Genomic DNA, 19,398 nt, shown 5'->3' with positions numbered 1-19,398 from the left:
TCACGCGAAATCCAGGGACACCCGTACGGTGAGGAACCGTGAAGGACATACGGGGTCTGCCGGAGGTGCGGGGCGCGCGGGGGTGGTGGGAACGGGGGCGGGTGCTCGCGGATTCCCATCCGTGGGCCGTCGATGTCGGGGTCGCGCTGCTGGTGCAGGGGGCCATGACGATGCCGTTCGTGGTGCCGCGGGCGGCCGGGCTGGCGCCGGCGACCTGGGCGGCGTACGGACTGACGACGCTCACCGTGGTGCCGCTGGTGTGGCGGCGGCGGGCGCCGTTCGCCGTGCTGCTGGCGATTCTGGTGACCAGCATGGTGTACAAGCTGGCGCTGGACGGGCCCGGACAGCCGTTGCCGTACAACGGGCTCGTCATCGTCTACACGATCGCCGTGCTGTCGCCGCCGCGGACCCGGCTGGTCAGCGGGGTGCTGGTGAGCGTCGCGGTGCCCGTGGGGGTGGGGCTCAACACCCGGTCGGCGCGTGAACTGACCTTCTCCGCCTTCGTGTTCGCGGCGGCCTATGTCTTCGGGCGGCACACCGACGCCCGCCGGCGCGCCCACCGCGTCGAGGCCGAGCGAGCCGCCGCGCGTGAACGGGCCCGGATCGCGCGGGAGATGCACGACATCCTCTCCCACGCCGTCAGCCTGATGATCGTGCAGGCGGAGGCCGGGCCCGTGGCGGTCCGTACGGCTCCGGAGCGCGCCGAGGCCGCCTTCGACGCGATCTCCGAGACCGGGCGGGACGCCATGCTCCAGCTGCGGCGGATGCTGGGCGTCCTGCGGGAGGAGGAGGCGCGGGAGGGGGAGGCGAAGGAAGGGGAGGCGAAGGAGGGGGAGGCTCTCCACGGGGATCGCCAAGGGTACGGGGACGGGCTCGCGCCTCGTGAACCTCTGCCGGGGGTCGGGGAGTTGCCCGCGCTGCTCGACCGGGTGCGGGGCAGCGGGGTCGAGGTCGGGTACGAGGTGGTGGGTGTGGAGCGGGGGCTGCCGGCGGCCGTCGGGACGACCGTCTTCCGGGTCGTCCAGGAGGCGCTGACCAACACCGTCAGGCATGCGGACGCCCGTACGGTGTCCGTACAACTCACCTATGGGGAAGCCGACTTGGCGGTACGGGTGCTCGATGACGGGCGGGGGCCGCAAACCGGGTACGGCAGAGGTGGGCACGGGCACGGGCTCGTCGGGGTGCGGGAGCGGGCCGCCGCGCACGGGGGTACGGCCGAGGTCGGTGCGGGGCCGGGCGGGCGCGGGTTCGAGGTGCGGGTGCGGATACCCGTACCGGCTGTGGTGCCTACTGCGGAGGTGGGGCGGTGACGGTGACGGTGGCCGGTCAGGTGATCCGGGTGGTCGTGGCCGATGACCAGGAGCTGGTACGCAGTGGGTTCGCGATGATCCTCGACGCCCAGCCGGACATCGAGGTGGTCGCGGAGGTGGGTGACGGGGCCGAGGCCGTGGCGGCGGTGCGGGAGCATCGCGCCGACGTGGCGCTGCTCGACATCCGGATGCCCCGGATGGACGGGATCGAGGCCTGCCGCGCCATCGGCGCGAGCGGGACGAGCGGGACGAGCGGCGGCTGCCGGGTCGTGATGCTGACGACCTTCGACTCCGACGAGTACGTGTACGAGGCGCTGCACGCGGGGGCGAGCGGGTTTCTGCTGAAGGATGTCCGGCGGGACGATCTCGTGCACGCCGTACGGGTGGTGGCGCGGGGTGACTCGCTGCTGGCGCCGTCCGTGGCCCGGCGGCTGGTGGAGCAGTACACACGGCCCGCGCCCACCCCGGCCCGGCGGCCCGACCCCCGGCTCGACTCGCTGACCGGACGGGAGCGGGAGACGCTGTTGCTGCTCGCGCGGGGGCTGTCGAACGCCGAGATCGCCGCCGAGCTGGTCGTCAGCGATCACACGGTCAAGACCCATGTCGGCAACGTGCTCTCCAAACTCGGGCTGCGGGACCGCATCCAGGCGGTGATCTGCGCGTACGAGACCGGGCTGATCGCGGCGGGCGACGCGCCGCCGGGTCCGCCCGGCCCCCTGCCCGGTCCGCCCGGCTCCCCGTCCGGCCCCCCGCCCGGTCCTGCGGGTCCCCCGGCCGGGGGAGTTCGCCGGCGTGGTTCCTCCCCCGCGTCGGCGAGGGACTGACCGCGCCGGGCGCCCGAAGACCGCCTGTGCGGGCGATCCGTGCGAAGCCGCCGGTCAGAAGGATGGAGCCGACCACAACACCGGCTCGTATCCACGGAGTTGACCATGCGGACCATGCCGACCATCAAGAGTTCCACCGCCCGCACGCTGCTCGCCGCCGCCCTCGTCCTGGGTGTGGCCGCGGGGCCGACGGTCCTGCCGGCCACCGCGTCCACCCCGACCCCCGCCGGCGCTTCCGCGCGGCCACGGACGGACCCCGACCTGGCCACCGCCATGAGGACCGCCATCGCCGGGCTGCCCTCCGCCGACGCGACCGCCGCGCTCGTACGGGTCGGGGGCACCGAGGGGGTGTGGCGGGGCAGTTCGGGGGTGCGCGACCTGGAGACCGGCCGGGCGGCCGATCCGAAGGCCCGTTTCCGGGCCGGGTCCGTGACCAAGCTGTTCACGGCGGCCGTGGTGCTGCAGCTGGCCGCCGAGGGGAAGGTCGACCTCGACCGGAGCGCCCGTTCGTATCTGCCGGAGCTGATTCCGGCGTCGTACGGCGGTGTCACCGTCCGGCAGTTGCTCAACCACACGCACGGCATCCCGGCGGCGCACTTCCCGTGGACGACCGTCGAGGGGGCGTACGCGAACCGCTTCCGGATCCACGACCCGGCGGAGATGGTGCGGGCGGCGACCGCGCAGGAGCGGGAGTTCGCGCCGGGTGAGCGACAGCACTACCTCAACATCGGGTACACGATCGCCGGGTTGCTGGTGGAGCGGGTGACCGGGGAGTCGTACGAGAAGCAGGTCGCCCGGCGGGTGACGAAGCCGCTCGGGCTGCGGGACACGTATCTGCCGGGGACCGATCCGCGGATCGTCGGCCCGCACAACCACGGGTACCAGCGGATGACGCTGGACGACGGGACGACCGGGCTGCGGGACGTGACCGTGTGGGGCAGCACGGACGGGTGGGCGGCCGGTGACCTCATCTCGACCACGGCCGATCTGGAGCGGTTCACGAAGGCGCTGTTCCGGGGGCGGGTCGTGCCGCGCGGGCCGCTGCTGGAGGAGATGTTCACGGTGCCGGACGTCGCGGACTTCACGACCGGCGAGCGGGCCGAGTACGCCGTCGGGCTCGCCAGGAAGGTGCTCGGCGGGCGGGAGGTCTGGGGCAAGACGGGCGGCCGCTGGGGCTACAACACGGCCGTCGCCTCCACCCGTGACGGCTCCCGCACGCTCGTCTACAGCGTCAACTCGACCGACGCCAAGGGCAGGGACATGAACAAGGTGGCCATGAACGTGATGGTGGCGGCGTACGGCATGCCGTCGCAGTGAGCGCGCTTACCGGTCAACTATCGCCCGGGGGACGCGAGTTGGGGGTCATCGATGACAGTGGTCGTTAGCATCGGCCTCATGCGAATCTGGCGCAGCCATGACAACAGGGTCAACAGGGACCTCGGTCCGACGGCCGCCCTCCCCCGTGATCCGCGCGCCGACGCGTATCCGATGCCGAGCGTGCCGTACGGCTGGTACGCGGTGCTGCGGAGCGGGGAGTTGCGGGCCGGGAAGGTCGTCAGCCTGCACTACTTCGGGCGGGCGCTGATCGCGTTCCGTGGCGCGGACGGGCGGGCGGCCGTACGGGACGCGCACTGTCCGCACTACGGCGCGCATCTGGGCGTCGGCGGGAAGGTCGTGGACGGGACGGTTCAGTGCCCGTTCCACGGCTGGCGGTTCGGGCCGGACGGGCGGTGCGTGGAGGCGCCGTTCGCCGCCCGGACCCCGAAGGTGTCGATCGGCGGGCTGCCGGTGCGCGAGCACAGCGGGCTGGTCTTCGTGTACGTCGGGCCGGGCGAGCCCGCGTGGGAGGTGCCGGAGATCGAGGAGACCGGGTCCCGGGCCTTCGCCGCGCCCATCGACGATGTCTGCCGCGCCCGGATCCACATCCAGGAGATGCGGGAGAACATCGTCGACGAGTCCCACTTCCACTTCATCCACGGCCAGAGCGAACCGCCGGTCCAGGAGTGGCGGGAGGACGGGCCGTTCGCCGAGGCGCGGGGAACCATCAGCCGGCGGGTGTTCGGCTGGGACATCCACAACACGTTCGACGCGTTCATGTACGGGCCCGGGGTGATGGTCGTGCGGGCCCATGGGCCGGTGCTGTCGGTGACCGCCGTCGCGCTCAGCACGCCCGTCGACGACCGTACGAGTGAGCTGCGGATGCTGTACTACCTCCGCAAACCGGCCCGACTCCCGTTCCTGACCCCCTTGTTCAAGCTCGTCTTCCGGGCGGAGGCGCTGGGTGAGGTGAGGGAGGAGGTGCGGATCTGGGACCACAAGATCCATCAGGCGCGGCCGGTGCTGCTTCCCCACGAGAAGGGGATCAGGGCGTTGCGGCGGTGGTACGCGCAGTTCTATCCGGCGGGGGGCGCGGGCGAGGTTCGAGAAGGCGAGCCGGGCGCGCTGAGGAAACCGTTCGAGAAGGCGAGCCGGGCGCGCTGAGGAAACCGTTCGAGGAGGCGAGCCGGGCGCGCTGAGGAAGCCGTAGAACCCGGTCGCGCAGACGAACCCGGCGTATTCACCGTGCTCGGCGGCGCGACCGCTCCTAGGCTCCCCCCATGGAGCAATCCGAGATCATGCAGCGAGTCGTCGGCATCCTCACCGAAGCGATCGAGATGCGGCGGCAGGCTCGCGAGAACCCGGGCGCCGAAGTGGCGTTGACCGGGGCCATCTCCGCGTTGCTCGCGGAGACCCTGCCCAAGATCGAACTGCCCGCCGAGGCCAGCGCCCAGGAAGCCGCCGGCATCATCACGGAGGCCCTGGGACCGGCCATCGCGAGCCTCGCCAACTGCTTCTCCTACGCCTTCGTCCACCTCGCCGAGGTGCACGACCAGGGGCGGCCCGACACGACGGCGACCGACGTCCTGCGGTCCCTCTCCCTGCAGTTCGCACGGCGGGACGGGCAGTAGGCACGCCCGCCGGATCCAGCGGGCACGCCCGGGCCCACCCACCCCTTCGTTCCCGGGATTTAACCTACGGCCCCTTGGCGACTCCCCCTCTACGCGCGTAACTTGAGCCGACTCCCCCCACACCGTCGCTTCGACGTACCGATGCCGGATGCCCGATGTACGAGGAGACCCTCAGCGTGTCCATATCCGACAGAACCGCAGGAAGCGGGGCCCGTCGCCGCCGCGTCGCCTCTCCGCTGATATCCGTGGGCGCGGCCGGGGCGCTCACGTTCGGGGTGCTGCCCGCCGCGTTCGCCGCGCCGTCGGCGAGTGCGGTGATCGCCGAGGTGTACGGCGGCGGAGGCAACTCGGGGGCGACCCTGGTCCGGGACTTCGTCGAGCTCGGGAACGCCGGTTCGGCCGCCTACGACCTGTCGGGTTACAGCGTGCAGTACCTGCCCGGCTCGCCGTCGTCGTCCTCGCAGTGGCAGGTGACCGCGCTGAGCGGTTCGGTCGCGCCCGGCGGCCGGTATCTGGTCGCCGAGGCGGCGGGCAGCGGCGGTACGACGGCCCTGCCGACCGCCGACGCGACCGGCGCCGTCGCGATGAGCGCGACGAGCGGGACGATCGCGCTGGTCGCCGGGACCACCGCGCTGACCTGCAAGACGGCCGCCGACTGCGCGGCCGACGCCAGTGTCGTCGACCTCGTCGGGTACGGCAGCGCGGTCGTCCGGGAGGGCGGCGGGCCTGCCACCGGCGCCTCCAACACCGCCTCCGTCGCCCGCGCCGCCTCCCTCGCGGACACCGACGACAACGCGGCCGACCTCGCGTCCGGCGCTCCGTCCCCGGTCAACTCGGCCGGCCAGACGCCGGGTTCGGGCGACGGTGACGGCGATGGCGACGGTGGTGGCTCCACCGAGCCCGGCCCCCTCCGCGTCCACGACATCCAGGGCACCACCCGGCTGTCCCCGCTCACCGGGCAGACGGTCACCCGTGTTCCCGGCGTCGTCACCGGCGTACGGAAGTCCGGGTCGAAGGGGTACTGGATCCAGGACCCGGGGGCCGACAGCGATCCCCGTACGAGCGAGGGTGTCTTCGTCTACACCGGGTCGGCGGATCCGGCCGTCGCCGTCGGGGACTCCGTGCTGGTGAGCGGCAAGGTCACCGAGTACTACCCGAGCACCACCAGCCAGTCGGTCACCGAGATCACCGGGCCGACCGCGACCGTGCTGTCGAGCGGCAACGCGCTGCCGACGGCCGTGACGCTGGACGCGTCGAGCGTGCCGGACGCCTATGTGCCGACGGCCGGCGGGGGCAGCGTCGACGCGCTGCCGCTCGAACCTGCCGTGTACGCCCTCGACTTCTACGAGTCGCTGGAGGGCGCGCGGGTGCAGGCCTCCGACACCCGGGTGGTCGGCGCGACCACGGAGTACGACGAGGTGTGGGTGACCGTGAAGCCGGAGGAGAGCCCGACCCCGCGCGGCGGCACGCTCTACTCCGCCTACGACCAGCTGGGCACCGGCCGGATGAAGGTGATGTCGCTCGACACCACCACCGCCTTCCCCGAGGCGAACGTCGGTGACGAGCTGTCCGGCACCACCGGCGGACCGCTCGACTACTCCTCCTTCGGCGGCTACAACCTCCAGGCCACCCAGCTCGGCACCCTCGTCGACAACGGGCTGAAGGCCGAGCGGACCCGGCGGCAGAAGGGCGACGAGCTGGCGGTCGCCACGTACAACGTGGAGAACCTGGACGCGCTCGACGGGCAGGAGAAGTTCGACCGGCTCGCCGAGGGCGTCGCGGTCAGCCTCAGCTCACCCGACATCGTCGCCCTGGAGGAGATCCAGGACGACAACGGCGCCACCAACGACGGCACGGTCACCTCCGAGGCCACGCTGACCCGGTTCACCGACGCCATCCGCGCGGCCGGCGGCCCCCGCTACCAGTGGCGCTATGTCGCCCCCGAGAACAACCAGGACGGCGGCGAGCCCGGCGGCAACATCCGCCAGGTCTTCCTGTTCAACCCCAAGCGGGTCTCCTTCACCGACCGGACCGGCGCCGACGCCGCCACGCCCACCACGGCCACGGGCGTCGTGAAGACCCGCAAGGGCGTCCGGCTCAGCTACTCCCCGGGCCGGATCAACCCCACCAGCGACGCCTGGGGCAGCAGCCGCAAGCCGCTGGTCGGCGAGTTCGTCTTCCACGGCGAGCAGGTCTTCGTCATCGCCAACCACTTCGGCTCCAAGGGCGGCGACCAGCCCCTGCACGGCCGCTACCAGGAGCCGAGCCGCAGCTCCGAGACCAAGCGCCACCAGCAGGCCGCCGAGGTCAACACCTTCGTCAAGGACCTGCTCAAGGCCGACCGCGACGCCAAGGCCGTCGTCCTCGGCGACCTCAACGACTTCGAGTTCTCCGAGACCATGACCGCGCTCACCGCAGGCAAGGTCCTGAACCCGCTGATCAAGACGCTCCCGGCCGCCCAGCGCTACACCTACGTCTACGAGGGCAACTCGCAGACCCTGGACCACATCCTGACCAGCCCGGCCGTCACGCACTTCGACTACGACGTCGTGCACATCAACGCCGAGTTCGCGGACCAGGCCAGTGACCACGACCCGCAGATCGTGCGCATCGACGTGGGCAGGTGCCGCCGCCACTGACCAGTGGCCGACCGCTCGACCACGGAGAAACCCCCAGGTCCGTCCATGGCCTGGGGGTTTCTCATGTCGGGCGGTGCGCCGGTCAGTGGAGCATGCCCACCCGGTAGTCGCCGGCCGGCTGGCGCACCATCACGTTCAGCCGGTTGAAGGTGTTGATGAGGGCGATGAGGGCCACCAGGGCGAAGAGCTGGTCCTCGTCGAAGTGCTTGGCCGCGTTCTCCCAGACCTCGTCCGGGACACCGCCGGCCGCGTCGGCGATCCGGGTGCCCTGCTCGGCCAGCTCCAGGGCGGCGCGCTCGGCCTCCGTGAAGACCTTCGCCTCCCGCCAGGCGGCGACCAGGTGCAGCCGCTGCGCGGTCTCCCCGGCGTGCTCGGCCTCCTTGGTGTGCATGTCGAGGCAGTAGCCGCAGCCGTTGATCTGGCTGGCCCGGATGCGTACCAACTCCTGGGTGGCGACCGGCAGTCCCGTCTCGTCGACCACCTTGCTCGCCGCGACGAGGTGCTTCACGAGCTTGCCGGTGAGGGGATTGGCGAGCAGGTTCAGGCGCGCTTCCATGACGGGCTCCTTGTGTCGTCGTCGTATGTCGTCGTCGTATGCGGTGACAACACAGGGACGGATGCCGCCGGGCGGGATGTGACATGGGCGGATGTGACGCCCGTCACTCGCAGGGAATCTCGCGCCGGTCCACGCGACCAGGGCCGGGCCCGCTCCGAGGAACTGGGCCCGGCCCTGGTCGTGGGCGGTGCGGGAGGGTCAGTAGAGGGCGATCCTCGGGTGGACCGTGCCCTGGGCCGCCGGGTCGGTGACGGTGACGCGGTAGACCTCGGCGAGGGTGGCGCCGGCCGGCAGGGTGCGCTGGGTGGTCGTCAGGTCGGTGAAGAGCGTGCCGGTCTGGCTGCCCAGGGCGACGGGCTCCCAGCAGCCGCGGGCGGTGCGGCGCTCGACCTTGACGTCCGAGGCGTCGAGGAACGGGCCCGCGTCCGGCGACTCCACCAGGAGCTGCGGGGCGACGGTCCGGTCCGCCCCCGAGTCGTTGCGGTAGGTGAAGGTGACCTTGTGGCTCGCACCGTCCGCGACGAGCGGAGTGGTGGCGAGGTCGACGAAGTCGACGGGTATGGCGGGCGCCTGCTCGGCCGTGGACACGGTGGCGGCGGCCTGCGGCGTGGCCGCCGCGGCGGGCCCCGCCAGGGCGAGCCCGGCGGCGGCCACGGCCAAGGCGAGGAAGGCGACCCGGAAACGGCTGTTCTTGGATGTCACGTGCGCGGATCCTTCGTGATCGTGGGGGGGTCCGGCCGGGTCCCATCACTGGATACCGGCCAGGGACGTTCCAAGATTACGAAGGGATGCTCGAAGACGGTAACTACCGCCGGGTATTGACATCCTCCCCCTCCGAGAAGAGGGGGATTTCAACCATGGTGGGTTGGGGTTCACGGACGTTCGACCGCTGTGTGGGCGGTGTCGTCCCTCCGGCACGGGCCGAGTACCCGGGGCTCGCGCCCTGTCCTGCCGCGACATTGACTGCTGCGTTCTCATCCGCGTTGCAGATGAAGCCACAGGACACGCAGACGAAGTCGGCTTGGCTCTTGCGCGACTTCTTCTCGATCCACCCGCATCGACTGCAACGCAGGCTGGTGTAACGGGCGGGGACGTCCTGAACGCGGCCAGGGGCCTTGTGTCCGGTGCGCCGGCGCAGAAGGCCCCAGCCCTGGGCAAGGACGGCCCGGTTGAGTCCGGACTTGGCGCGGACGTTCCTTCCGGGCTGCTCGGTGCTCCCTTTCGCCGAGCGGGTCATGTTCCTGATGTTCAGCTTCTCGAACCGGATCACATCGCAGGTCCGGGCGAGCATGGTCGAGGTCTTCTCGCACCAGTCCTTGCGTCTGTCGGCCTCCCGCCCTTTGAGCCGGGCGACCTTGGCGTACTCGGCCGACTTCCGCGCAGTGCCCTTGACGGCGCGTGCGGCGCGGCGCTGGTGCTTGCGGATCTGTGCCCGCTCCTTGACCGTGAGCTGGGGGCAGTTCAGCTTCCGCCCGTCCGACAGGGCGGCGGTGATCGTGACACCCCGGTCGATGCCGATGGTGTCGCCCGTGCCCGGTGCCGGGATGGGCCCGGGAATGACGGCGAACGCCACGTGCCACTGCCCGTTGCGGTAGGTGATGCGGAAGGTCTTCGCCTTCGGCAGCCCCGGCCGGGTGAGACGGAAGCGGACCCAGCCACAGCCGGGCACCTTTACCTGCGCCCATCTGCGGTTCAGCTTGCGCACCACGACGGAGCGGCTCATGGCCTGCTTGCCGGTCTTCTGGTTCAGTCTCGGTGAACCGTCATCGTCGAACTCAGGGACACGGTCGGTGCCGATGACGCGGAAACCTTCATCGACGAACTTCTTGCGCCAGGTCGGCTCCCCGAACCCGGAGGTGAAGCGCGCGGCCTTGGCCCTGGCGAAGTCCTTCAGCGCCTGCTGCTGCACATCCGCATTGCCCTCACGCAACCACTCGCTCTCTGCCCGCGCCTCGGTCAGCTGACGGCACTGCTCCGCGAAGCCGGGCGCCGGCTTCCCCCCGCGCCTCCAGTGCGAGTGCTGTTCCACGGCGAGATTCCACACGTACCGGGCATGCGCACAGTGCAGCAGCATCTGCTGCTCCTGCGCGCCTGCGGGATACATCCGAAACCTCGACATGGGACCATTTTTCGCGTGACACGCCGTCTCCGCAGGCGAAACGCCGGATCTCGTGGAAGGCGATCCGCTTGTCTCCGACTCCCCATGTGAGAACAGGCGTTCACCCCGTCGCTGAAAGACCGGCGCCCCACTCCCGATGGCAAGTGGAGAGATTGCGTGGAAAGTCGGCCACGGTGGCACCACCCTGGCCATTTTCCCCTCTCTTCCGTTAGACATTCTCCGACCCCGCATTGACCAGTGGGGCCGCAGGGGATCGACAGCCCAGGGGGGCACACCCATGACCACGTATCACCAGGCACCGAGACGCGTCTCGCGTCTCAGACTCGCCGGGGCAGCGGTGACCGCGCTCGTCCTCGCGGCGACGGGGACGGCGACGCAGGCGATGGCCGCGCAGGGCGCGGAGGGGAAGCCGCAGTCGGCGAGGACGAAGACTCCGCCGCCGCCCGTGCCGACGCTCGCCTGGACCGACTGTCAGGGCGGCTACGAGTGCGCCAACGCCGATGTGCCGCTGGACTACCGGGAGCCGCAGGGCCGCAAGATCACGCTCGCGGTGGTCCGCAAGAAGGCCGCCGACCCGGCGAAGCGCAAGGGCACGCTGTTCATGCAGCCCGGCGGTCCCGGCAACTCCGGTGTGGACTTCGTCCGTAACAACTACGACGACCTCCCGGCGGCCCTGCGCGACTCGTTCGACGTCTTCGGCTACGACGTCCGCGGTGTCGGCCGGAGTTCGGCGCTCACCTGTTTCGACGACGCCCGCTACACCAAGGCCGTCACCGACGCCAAGGGCGCCCCGGGTCCGGACGCGTTCGGTCCGGCGCTGCGCGAGGCCGCCGAGTTCAACCAGGCCTGCCTCGACAACTCCGGCGGCCTGCTGCCGTACGTCGGCACCGAGTACGTCGCCCGTGACATCGACCTGCTGCGCCAGGCGCTCGGTGAGGAGCAACTGACGTACTACGGCCGGTCGTTCGGCTCGTACATCGGTACCGTCTACGCCGCGCTGTTCCCGAAGCGGGTGCGGGCGCTGACGCTCGACGGGGCGTACGACCCGGAGAAGTACGCGGACCGGCCGTACGCCTACGACCGGGCCCAGTACCTGGCGCTGGACGGCGCGATGAGCCGCTTCCTCGACTGGTGCGCCGCCGACCAGGCGACCTGCGGCTTCGGCGACGGGGACCCCCGCGGGGCGTTCGAGAAGCTGAAGAAGGACCTCGACGCGAACCCCGTGACGACCGCGAACGGCGGCAAGGCCAACGGCTACACCGTCGTCTACCGGCTGATGTTCAACATCAACGAGGGCAAGGTCATCTGGCCCTCGCTCGGCGCGGCGCTGAAGAAGGCGCAGCTGCGGGACAACACCTCGTTCCTGCTGCGGCCGCCGTCCCCGGCGAGCTTCGACTTCCTCGGCCCGAACGTGGTCGTCGAGTGCGTCGACAAGGAGTACCCGAAGAGCCTGCGCAAGCTGCGGCGGAACGTCACGGCCAACGCGAAGGACGCGCCGCTGCTGGGCCCGGCCATGGCGTTCGGTCCGCCGACGTACGACCACCAGCACGCCACCGCGTGTGTGCAGTGGCCGGCCGAGAAGACCAGCCGCTACGACGGGTCCTTCCGGGCCCGGGGTTCGGCGCCGATCCTGGTCATGGGCACCACCGGTGACCCGGACACCCCGTACCAGGACGCGGTCGCGCTGTCCCGGGAGCTGGACAACGCCTCGCTGCTGACGTTCGACGCCGAGGGCCACACCGCGTTCGGCCGCAGCGCCTGCGCGACGGACGCGGTCGTGAACTACCTGGTCGACCTGAAGGTGCCGGCCTCCGGCACGACCTGCGCGGACGAGACCCAGCCGCCGTCCTCCGCCCCGAAGACGGCGCCTCCCGGCACGACCCTGGGCGAGCTCCGCAACGGCGTCAACGAGCGCGTCGAGCGCATCGGCGACGTCAGCTGACCGACCGACACGCTCGATGAGCCGGTGACCGACCGGCCGAGAACCGACCGGTCGAGAACCGACCGGTCGAGAACCGACCGGTCGAGAGCTGACCGACCGACACGGACCCCGGGGCGCCCGCCCCTCCACGGCGAGCGCCCCGGGGTTTCGCACGTCCGCGACGCGCCCGCGGCATGTCCGGCCGCGTGCATCTGGGGGGAGAGGGGCCGGTGGGGCTGCGGATCCATTTCACGTACGAGGACCTGGCCCGGGTGGTCCTCGCGGAGGAGCCCGATCCGTTGTGGGAGGGGCTGCTCAGTCTGCATCTGCTGCAGAACCGGGACGGCGCCCTGGTCTTCGGGCGCTGGCGGCGGGCGACCCGTGGTCTCTTCGACCCGGAGCTGCCGCGGTTGCGTCATCTCGCGCCGCCGCGCGGCTACTCGGCGGACTTCCTGACCCCGTCCGGCGCGGCCGGCGGCCTCGACGCGGGCCTGGACGCGCTGCTCGCCACGCCCCGCGCCCGGCTGCGGACCGACCTGACGGAGCTGGCCCTCGCCCGCCCCCTGCCCGGCTGGGCGCGCCCCCTCGCCGACGGCGACACCCAGGCGCTGCGCGGGCTGTCCGGCCTGGTCCGCCGCCATCACGAGCGGTTCGTCGCCCCGTACTGGACCCATGTCCGGGCCCGCTTCGACGAGGCCCGGTCGGTGGCGTCCCGGGCCCTGCTGCGGTCCGGTTTCGCCGGTCTCGCGGAGGGGCTGCACCCCAGCGTGCGCTGGTCGGCGCCGGTGCTGCACATCGCGGGACCGCATCTGCGGGGCGACCTGTATCTCGACGGCCGGGGGCTGCGGATCATCCCGTCCTTCTTCTGCTGGCCCGGACCGATCGTGCTGAAGGACGGTTCCCTGCCGCCGGTGCTGGTGCATCCGGTGGCCCACGACCCCCGCTGGCTGGCACCCCCGCCGCCCGCCGCCCCCGGCACCCACCAGGCCCTCGCCGCACTGCTCGGCCGGGCCCGGGCCGCCGTTCTGGAGGAGGTCGCCGAGGGCCGCACCACGAGCGAGCTCGCGGCCCGGGTGGGGCTCAGCCCGGCGACCGTCAGCCACCATGTGGCCGTGCTCCGGGAGTCGGGCCTCCTGACCAGCCGGCGCATCGGCGGGGCCGTCCTGCACACCCTTACCGCTCTGGGCGCCGGCCTCCTCGAAGGCGGTACGGCCTGCGGCATCCGGCCCCCTGCGAAAGCGGTGGTGCGGGCCGAGCGGTGACGGTCACCACTCGTCGTCGCCGAAGGGCAGCGCGTCGAGGTCTCCGTCGAAGTCGTCCGAGACCAGGAGCGTGTGGGCCTGCGGGTCGGCCGGCGGCGCCTGGTGCGGGTCGGGGCCGGTGAGGGACTGTTCGGTCCAGATGCACTTGCCGGTGGGCGTGTAGCGGGTGCCCCAGCGCTGGGAGAGGGCGGTGATGAGCTGCAGGCCCCGGCCGCCCTCGTCGGTGTCGGCGGCGCGGCGTATACGGGGCATGGTGAGGCTGCCGTCGAAGACCTCGCAGACCAGCGCGGAGCCGTGCAACAGGCGCAGCCGGACGGGGCCCTTGGCGTGGCGTACGACGTTGCCGACGAGTTCGCTGGCGAGGAGTTCGGTGGTCGGGGCGAGGTCGGCGAGGCCCCAGGCGGTGAGCTGGTCGCGAACGTGGCGGCGGGCCTGGCCTGCGGCCTTCGGGTCGTCGAGGAGGGACCAGGACGCCATCCGGTCGTCGGTGAGGGCGTGCAGACGGGCGACGAGGAAGGCCGCGTCGTCCGCCGCCGCCTGATCGGCGGGCAGGAGGCCGTGGGTGAGGGTGTCGCAGAGGCGTTCCAGGTCGGCGGCGGTGCCGTCGCGGTGGGCGGTGCGCAGGAGCCGGGCGAGGTCGGCCATGCCCTCGTCGACGCCGCGTTTCGCCGACTCGACGAGGCCGTCGGTGTAGAGCACGATCAGGCTGCCCTCGGGCACGCTCAGCTCGACCGTCTCGAACGGCGGCTCGGCCGCGCCGAGCGGCGGGTCGGCGGTCCACTCCGGGAAGCGCACGGTGCCGTCGGGGCGGACCAGGGCCGGTGGCGGGTGCCCGGCGCGGGCTATGGAGCAGACCTGGGTGGTGGAGTCGTAGAGGGCGTACAGGCAGGTGACGTAGGAGTCCTCGCCCATGGAGCCGACGATGTCGTTGAGGTGGCTCATTATCTCGTCGGGGGGCAGTTCGAGGTCGGCGAGGGTGTGGACGGCGGTGCGCAGCCGGCCCATGGTGGCGGCCTCGGACAGGCCGTGGCCCATGACGTCGCCGACGACGAGGGCGACCTGGCCGCTGGAGAGCGGGATGACGTCGTACCAGTCGCCGCCGACGTCCATGCCCTGCCCGGCGGGGAGGTAGCGGGCGGCGGACTCGCAGGCGGCGAGGACGGGCAGGTCCTGGGGGAGCAGGGCGCGCTGGAGTTCGCGGGACCGGGTGTGTTCGAGGTCGTAGAGGCGGGCGCGTTCCAGGGCCTGGGCGAGGAGTGCGCTGATCGCGGTGAGGAGGGTGCGTTCCTCGTCGGTGAGGCGGCGCGGCCGGTCGAAGGAGACGACGCACACGCCGAAGGTGTGGTCGGACGCGGTCAGCGGCAGGAACGCCCAGGCCTGTTTGCCCGCGCGGACGGGCAGATCGGCGTGCTGGGGGGCGTACGCGGCGTACTCCTCGGGTGAGGAGAGGAAGATCGGGGTGCCGGTGTTGATGGCGTCCCAGGCGGGCCCGTACGGCGTTCTGGGGCGGTGGTTGACGAGGTCGATGAACTCGGGCGAGTAGCCGACGGCGCCGACGTTGTGGAGCCGGCCGCCCTCGACGGCCTGGACGAGGAGGCCGGTGGCGGCGAACGGCGGCAGCACCCGCAGGGCGACCGCGTCGACGACGTCCTCGGAGGTGGTGGCCTTGGCGAGCGCGGTGGTCAGCGCGGCGATGCGGTGGGCCCGTTCGGAGGAGGCGCGCTCGGCCTCCCGGCGCTCCCGCTCGTGCCGTCGTCTCTCGGTGACGTCGGTGAAGTAGATGGTGCGTCCGTCGGGTCCGGGGACCAGCCGCAGGTGGTAGACGAGGTCGTTGTCGGGCACGGGGACGTCGAACCCGGCGGGTCGCTCCTGGGCGGCGGCCTCCCGGCAGCGGCTCTCCAGGCAGGGGGTCTCGCGCACGGAGGGCAGCTCCCACAGCAGGCGCCCGAACAGTTCCTCCTCGGAGAGGCCGAGGGTGCGTTCCGCCTCCAGGTTGGCGAAGGTGATCCGCCAGTCGTCGTCGACGGCGAGGAAGCCGTCGCTCATGTGCCGCAGGGCCCGGCTGAGCGCGTCCCGGGCGGAGCGCGACTCGTTGCTCTCCCAGCCGACGCCGATCATCCGCTGGGGTTCGCCGCGCTCGTCGTAGGTGGCCCGGCCGCGGGCCCGGGTCCAGCCCCAGGTGCCGTCGAACCGCCGTACGCGGTACTCGGCCTCGTACACGCCGTGCTCGCGGATGGCGCGCTCCGCCGCGGCCAGGGTCGGGGCGAGGTCGTCGGGGTGGACGATCCGCATCCAGTTCTCGATCTGGCCGGTGAACTCGGCGGGCCGGGTGCCGTAGAGCTCCAGGGCGGCCTCGTCCCAGATCAGGTCGCCGGTGCGGATGTCCCAGTCCCAGGAGCCGACGCTGACCTCCTTCAGGGCCTGCCGCAGCCGCTCGCCGTTCGGTTCGGTCTGCGGGGGCCCGGACGGCGGGGGCGCCTGCGCCATGCGGTCCTCGGTCCAGTCGACGACCGCCCGCAGGAAGTCCCATTCCAGGCCGGTGGGTTCGCCCCGGTCGCCGGTGAGGACGGTGAGCGCGCCGATCGTACGGTCGGGGCTGGAGACAGGTAACGCGGCGAGGCCGGTGCCGGGCCAGGCGAGGGCCATGGAGCCCAGCGGCTGCCACACTCCGCTGCCCCGGTGCAGGGCGCGGGCCGGGGGCAGCGGGCCCTCCTGGTCGATGATCTCCCAGGGGCGGGTGAGGGCGGGCGGGAGGCCGGTCACCGACACCAGACGCAGGGCGGACATGGGGCCCCTCAGGTGGACCATTCCCCCGAGGGCGCCGAGTTCGCCGACCGCGTGCTGGAGTGCCAGCCGGAAGACCTCGCTCTCCGCGATGCCGGGATCCACCGTGCTGAGCAGGGCCAGCCGAGCGTTCATACGGCTGACCCTAACGTTCTACTCACACGTAAGGCAGTCCGCCACAGTAATTCCACAGTGGCTCCCCCGTGCCGTCCCCATGTCGCCCCCGACAACCGGTCGTCACATCAACAACACATGTTCCAGGGCGAGTTGACGGACGGATCGTGGATCATGGGCGTCATGGACATCGGCGTATTCATCCCCATCGGCAACAACGGCTGGCTCATATCGAAGAGTTCGCCGCAGTACGCCCCCAGCTTCGAACTGAACAAGGCGATCGTGCGGAAGGCCGAGGAGCACGGTCTCGACTTCGCCCTGTCCATGATCAAGCTCAAGGGCTTCGGCGGCGAGACCGAGTTCTGGGACCACAACCTGGAGTCGTTCACGCTGATGGCGGGCCTGGCCGCCGTCACCGAACGCATCAGGCTGTACGCCTCCACCCCGATCCTCGCGCTGCCCCCGGCGATCGTCGCGCGCATGGCGGTGACCGTCGACTCGATCGCCCCCGGGCGCTTCGGCGTCAACATCGTCACCGGCTGGGCGCCCGGCGAGTACTCCCAGATGGGCCTGTGGCCGGGCGAGGAGCACTTCGGCAACCGCTATGCCCGCGCCGCCGAATACGTCACCGTCATGCGGGAGTTGTGGACCGAAGGGGTCAGCAACTTCAAGGGCGAGTTCTACGAGATGGACGACTGCGTGCTGTCCCCGCGCCCGGCGGACGGCCACATCGACATCGTCGCCGCCGGCCAGAGCGGTACGGGGATGCGTTTCGCCGCCGAGCACGCCGACTACAGCTTCATCCTGGGCAGCGGTGTCAACACCCCGCTCGCCCTCGCCGGTTCCACGGCCACGCTGGTCGAGGCGGCGGAGCGGACCGGGCGCGATGTGGGTGCCCTCTCCCTGTTCATGGTGATCGCCGACGAGACGGACGAGGCCGCGCGGGCGAAGTGGCGGGACTACCACGACCACGCGGACCACGCGGCGTTGGCGTACATGGCCGGCGAGTCGGCGTCGGACACCACGGCCGACGACTCCTCCACCGCCCGCACGATCGTCCTGCCCGAGGGCGCGGTCAACTTCAACATGGGCACGCTGGTCGGCTCCTACGAGAGCGTCGCGAGGATGCTCGACGAGGTGGCCGAGGTCGCCGGCACCAAGGGGATCATGCTGGTCTTCGACGACTTCCTGGCCGGCCTGGAGAACTTCGGCACGCGCATCCAGCCGCTGATGCGGTCGAGGGCGGGGCGGTCGGGGCAGGAACGGCCGGGGCAGGAGCGGCCGGAGGAGGGCCGGCCGGAGGCGGGGAAGCCGGAGGCGGGGAAGCCTGGCCATTGATACATAAATAGGACGGTCGGCGTGACCAAGATCTGCCGAGCGTCGTTGGGCCGCTGCGACACCAGGATGTCGCGACACCCGCATGTCCGGCCCGACCCCAGCAGGCGCCATGTTCACCATGTTCAAGACGTTGGCCAAGACGTTCGTCGAGCAGTACGCGAAGAACCAGCAGCTCAAACGGGATCTGAAGGCACAGCGCGGTGAGCAGGAGCGGCGCTGGCGGGAGGAGGACCGGGTGGTCCTCCAGGCCGCCCTCGCCGCGAACCGGGTCGCCCTCGAACAGCACAACGGCACGCTCCAGCGCGCGGCCGGCGTCTCGTACCTCACCCTGCGCTGCCACGAGGACACCTGGACCTTCCTGGCCCGTACGGCGTTCGGCGTGTGGGAGCCCGGCTGGACCCAGAGCACACGCGACCCGTACGACCGTGTCGGCCCGACCGCGACGAGGGCGGCGCACTTCACCGCCGACCCCAATCTGCCGCCGGGCCGGGTCACCAAGGGGGACGGCGGGATGCAGGACGTGCAGCTCTCCGGCCACAACCTGGTCCTCGTCCTCGACGCCCTGCGCGAGGCCGCGGGGTCGGAGCTCACCGCCACCGGGGCCCGCGCCAGGACCCTCTACGACCGGCTGGCCTCCTTCACCGCCAAACTCGACGCGGCGGCGCCGACGGGCCGGACGACGGGCATCCTCTGGCGGATCGACGACAGCCTGCACAGCCAATACGTGAGCCGTCCGCCCGGCCCCGGGTCCGGCTCCGGCTCCGGGTCCGGCCCCGGGAGGTCCGCCGCCGCGCCCCTGCTCCACAAGGTCCCCTCCCCCACCCCCACGGCCCGCCGCCGCCACCCGGACCGCAACGGCTCACCGACGCCCGTGGCCCAGAAGTAGACGGCTCCGGAGTACAACCTTCCGCCATAAGCGGTCGTCTCATCCGATACCAGCGCTACAGAAGCGTTGTGTGAACAAGGGGGACGGCATGCGACGAATCGGAGCGACGGTCCTGGCGCTCGCGCTCGCGGGGACCGCGATAGCGACGACGGCGATCACCGCGAGTGCCGCGCCGGGGGGTGCCGCGCGGGCCGCGGCGGCCTGTCCCACGGGCTGGGGCAGTGGCGTCAAGGGCAGCCCCGACAGCGGCGCGGTGCCGCTGTCGGACATCAGGACCGGCCGGCACGACTGCTTCGACCGCATCGTGCTCGACGTCCCCGGCGGCGGCGACCGCCTCGGCTACTGGGTCCAGTACGTCGACCGCCTCCACCAGTCCGGCTCCGGCGACCCCATCCCGGTGACCGGCGGGGCCATCCTCGAGATCCGGGTCGCCGCGCCGAGCTACGACCCCGAGACGGGCGGGGTCGTCTACCCGGGCAAGGTGGGCAAGCCCCTGCCCGGCGTGAACATCTCCGGCTACCGCACCTTCCGTGACACCCGCTTCGCCGGCAGCTTCGAGGGCGAGACCCAGATCGGCCTCGGCGTCCGCGCCCGGCTGCCGTTCCGGGTGCTGCAACTGCCCGACCGGCTGGTGGTGGACGTGGCCCACAGCTGGACTTAGGCGGGGGGCCGACGGCGGGCCCGGGCACGCGGGCGT

Annotated in this window: 15 protein-coding genes; 11 read left to right on the top strand and 4 right to left on the bottom strand. The window is 71.7% G+C overall.

Annotation, left to right across the window (positions count from 1 at the left end; genetic code table 11):
* The first annotated feature begins 47 nt into the window (after positions 1-47).
* The 6 genes from ABT147_RS20245 (at position 48) to ABT147_RS20220 (ending at position 7,721) form a co-directional block, all read left to right on the top strand.
* Entirely contained in the window at positions 48-1,310 is a 1,263-nt protein-coding gene (locus ABT147_RS20245; RefSeq protein WP_351408186.1) for a sensor histidine kinase, read from the top strand.
* Between the two features lie 74 nt (positions 1,311-1,384).
* Complete coding sequence (locus tag ABT147_RS20240; RefSeq protein WP_351408184.1) at positions 1,385-2,134, top strand: response regulator; 750 nt, start codon at positions 1,385-1,387, stop codon at positions 2,132-2,134.
* 114 nt (positions 2,135-2,248) lie between these two features.
* The gene (locus tag ABT147_RS20235) at positions 2,249-3,451 is read left to right on the top strand and encodes a serine hydrolase domain-containing protein (protein ID WP_351407940.1); all 1,203 of its coding nucleotides are present in this window, start codon (positions 2,249-2,251) and stop codon (positions 3,449-3,451) included.
* A 78-nt stretch (positions 3,452-3,529) separates the two neighbouring features.
* Positions 3,530-4,615, top strand: a complete 1,086-nt coding sequence (locus ABT147_RS20230) for a Rieske 2Fe-2S domain-containing protein (RefSeq protein ID WP_351407938.1) — start codon at positions 3,530-3,532, stop codon at positions 4,613-4,615.
* Between the two features lie 116 nt (positions 4,616-4,731).
* Positions 4,732-5,082 carry a hypothetical protein gene (locus tag ABT147_RS20225; RefSeq protein WP_351407935.1) on the top strand — a complete coding sequence of 117 codons (351 nt, stop codon included), beginning with the start codon at positions 4,732-4,734 and terminating at the stop codon, positions 5,080-5,082.
* Between the two features lie 245 nt (positions 5,083-5,327).
* Positions 5,328-7,721, top strand: coding sequence for a DUF8508 domain-containing protein (locus ABT147_RS20220; RefSeq protein WP_351408182.1), 2,394 nt, complete (start codon positions 5,328-5,330; stop codon positions 7,719-7,721).
* Positions 7,722-7,803: 82 nt separating this feature from the next.
* Here the strand turns inward: ABT147_RS20220 and ABT147_RS20215 are convergent, their stop codons facing one another.
* From ABT147_RS20215 to ABT147_RS20205, 3 genes are all read right to left on the bottom strand, one after another.
* On the bottom strand, positions 7,804-8,277 hold the full coding sequence (locus ABT147_RS20215) for a carboxymuconolactone decarboxylase family protein (RefSeq protein ID WP_351407932.1): 474 nt from the start codon (positions 8,275-8,277) through the stop codon (positions 7,804-7,806).
* 198 nt (positions 8,278-8,475) lie between these two features.
* Positions 8,476-8,979 carry a signal peptide protein gene (locus ABT147_RS20210; protein ID WP_351407930.1) on the bottom strand — a complete coding sequence of 168 codons (504 nt, stop codon included), beginning with the start codon at positions 8,977-8,979 and terminating at the stop codon, positions 8,476-8,478.
* 103 nt (positions 8,980-9,082) lie between these two features.
* A complete protein-coding gene (locus ABT147_RS20205) occupies positions 9,083-10,588 on the bottom strand; it encodes an RNA-guided endonuclease InsQ/TnpB family protein (RefSeq protein WP_351407927.1) in 1,506 nt (501 codons plus the stop codon).
* 85 nt (positions 10,589-10,673) lie between these two features.
* Here ABT147_RS20205 and ABT147_RS20200 point away from each other — a divergent pair, with 85 nt between their 5' ends.
* Together ABT147_RS20200 and ABT147_RS20195 are read left to right on the top strand one after the other, a co-directional pair.
* The gene (locus ABT147_RS20200) at positions 10,674-12,338 is read left to right on the top strand and encodes an alpha/beta hydrolase (protein WP_351407925.1); all 1,665 of its coding nucleotides are present in this window, start codon (positions 10,674-10,676) and stop codon (positions 12,336-12,338) included.
* A gap of 209 nt (positions 12,339-12,547) precedes the next feature.
* Positions 12,548-13,579, top strand: a complete 1,032-nt coding sequence (locus tag ABT147_RS20195) for an ArsR/SmtB family transcription factor (RefSeq protein WP_351407923.1) — start codon at positions 12,548-12,550, stop codon at positions 13,577-13,579.
* A 3-nt stretch (positions 13,580-13,582) separates the two neighbouring features.
* Here the strand turns inward: ABT147_RS20195 and ABT147_RS20190 are convergent, their stop codons facing one another.
* The gene (locus ABT147_RS20190; protein WP_351407920.1) at positions 13,583-16,498 is read right to left on the bottom strand and encodes a SpoIIE family protein phosphatase; all 2,916 of its coding nucleotides are present in this window, start codon (positions 16,496-16,498) and stop codon (positions 13,583-13,585) included.
* A 162-nt stretch (positions 16,499-16,660) separates the two neighbouring features.
* On the opposite strand from ABT147_RS20190, the gene rutA reads away from it, so the two are divergent.
* From rutA to ABT147_RS20175, 3 genes are all read left to right on the top strand, one after another.
* The gene (gene rutA / locus ABT147_RS20185; RefSeq protein WP_351407918.1) at positions 16,661-17,815 is read left to right on the top strand and encodes a pyrimidine utilization protein A; all 1,155 of its coding nucleotides are present in this window, start codon (positions 16,661-16,663) and stop codon (positions 17,813-17,815) included.
* A 118-nt stretch (positions 17,816-17,933) separates the two neighbouring features.
* Positions 17,934-18,701: a hypothetical protein gene (locus ABT147_RS20180; protein ID WP_351407915.1), complete on the top strand. Its 768-nt coding sequence runs from the start codon at positions 17,934-17,936 to the stop codon at positions 18,699-18,701.
* An 88-nt stretch (positions 18,702-18,789) separates the two neighbouring features.
* Complete coding sequence (locus ABT147_RS20175) at positions 18,790-19,362, top strand: AMIN-like domain-containing (lipo)protein (RefSeq protein ID WP_351407913.1); 573 nt, start codon at positions 18,790-18,792, stop codon at positions 19,360-19,362.
* Positions 19,363-19,398: the final 36 nt, after the last annotated feature.

The sequence above is a fragment of the Streptomyces sp. NPDC001868 genome, from assembly GCF_040297125.1.
Lineage (GTDB): Bacteria > Actinomycetota > Actinomycetes > Streptomycetales > Streptomycetaceae > Streptomyces.
The sequence above is the reverse complement of the archived record's forward strand: the minus strand, read 5'-3'. Positions and strand labels throughout refer to the sequence as shown.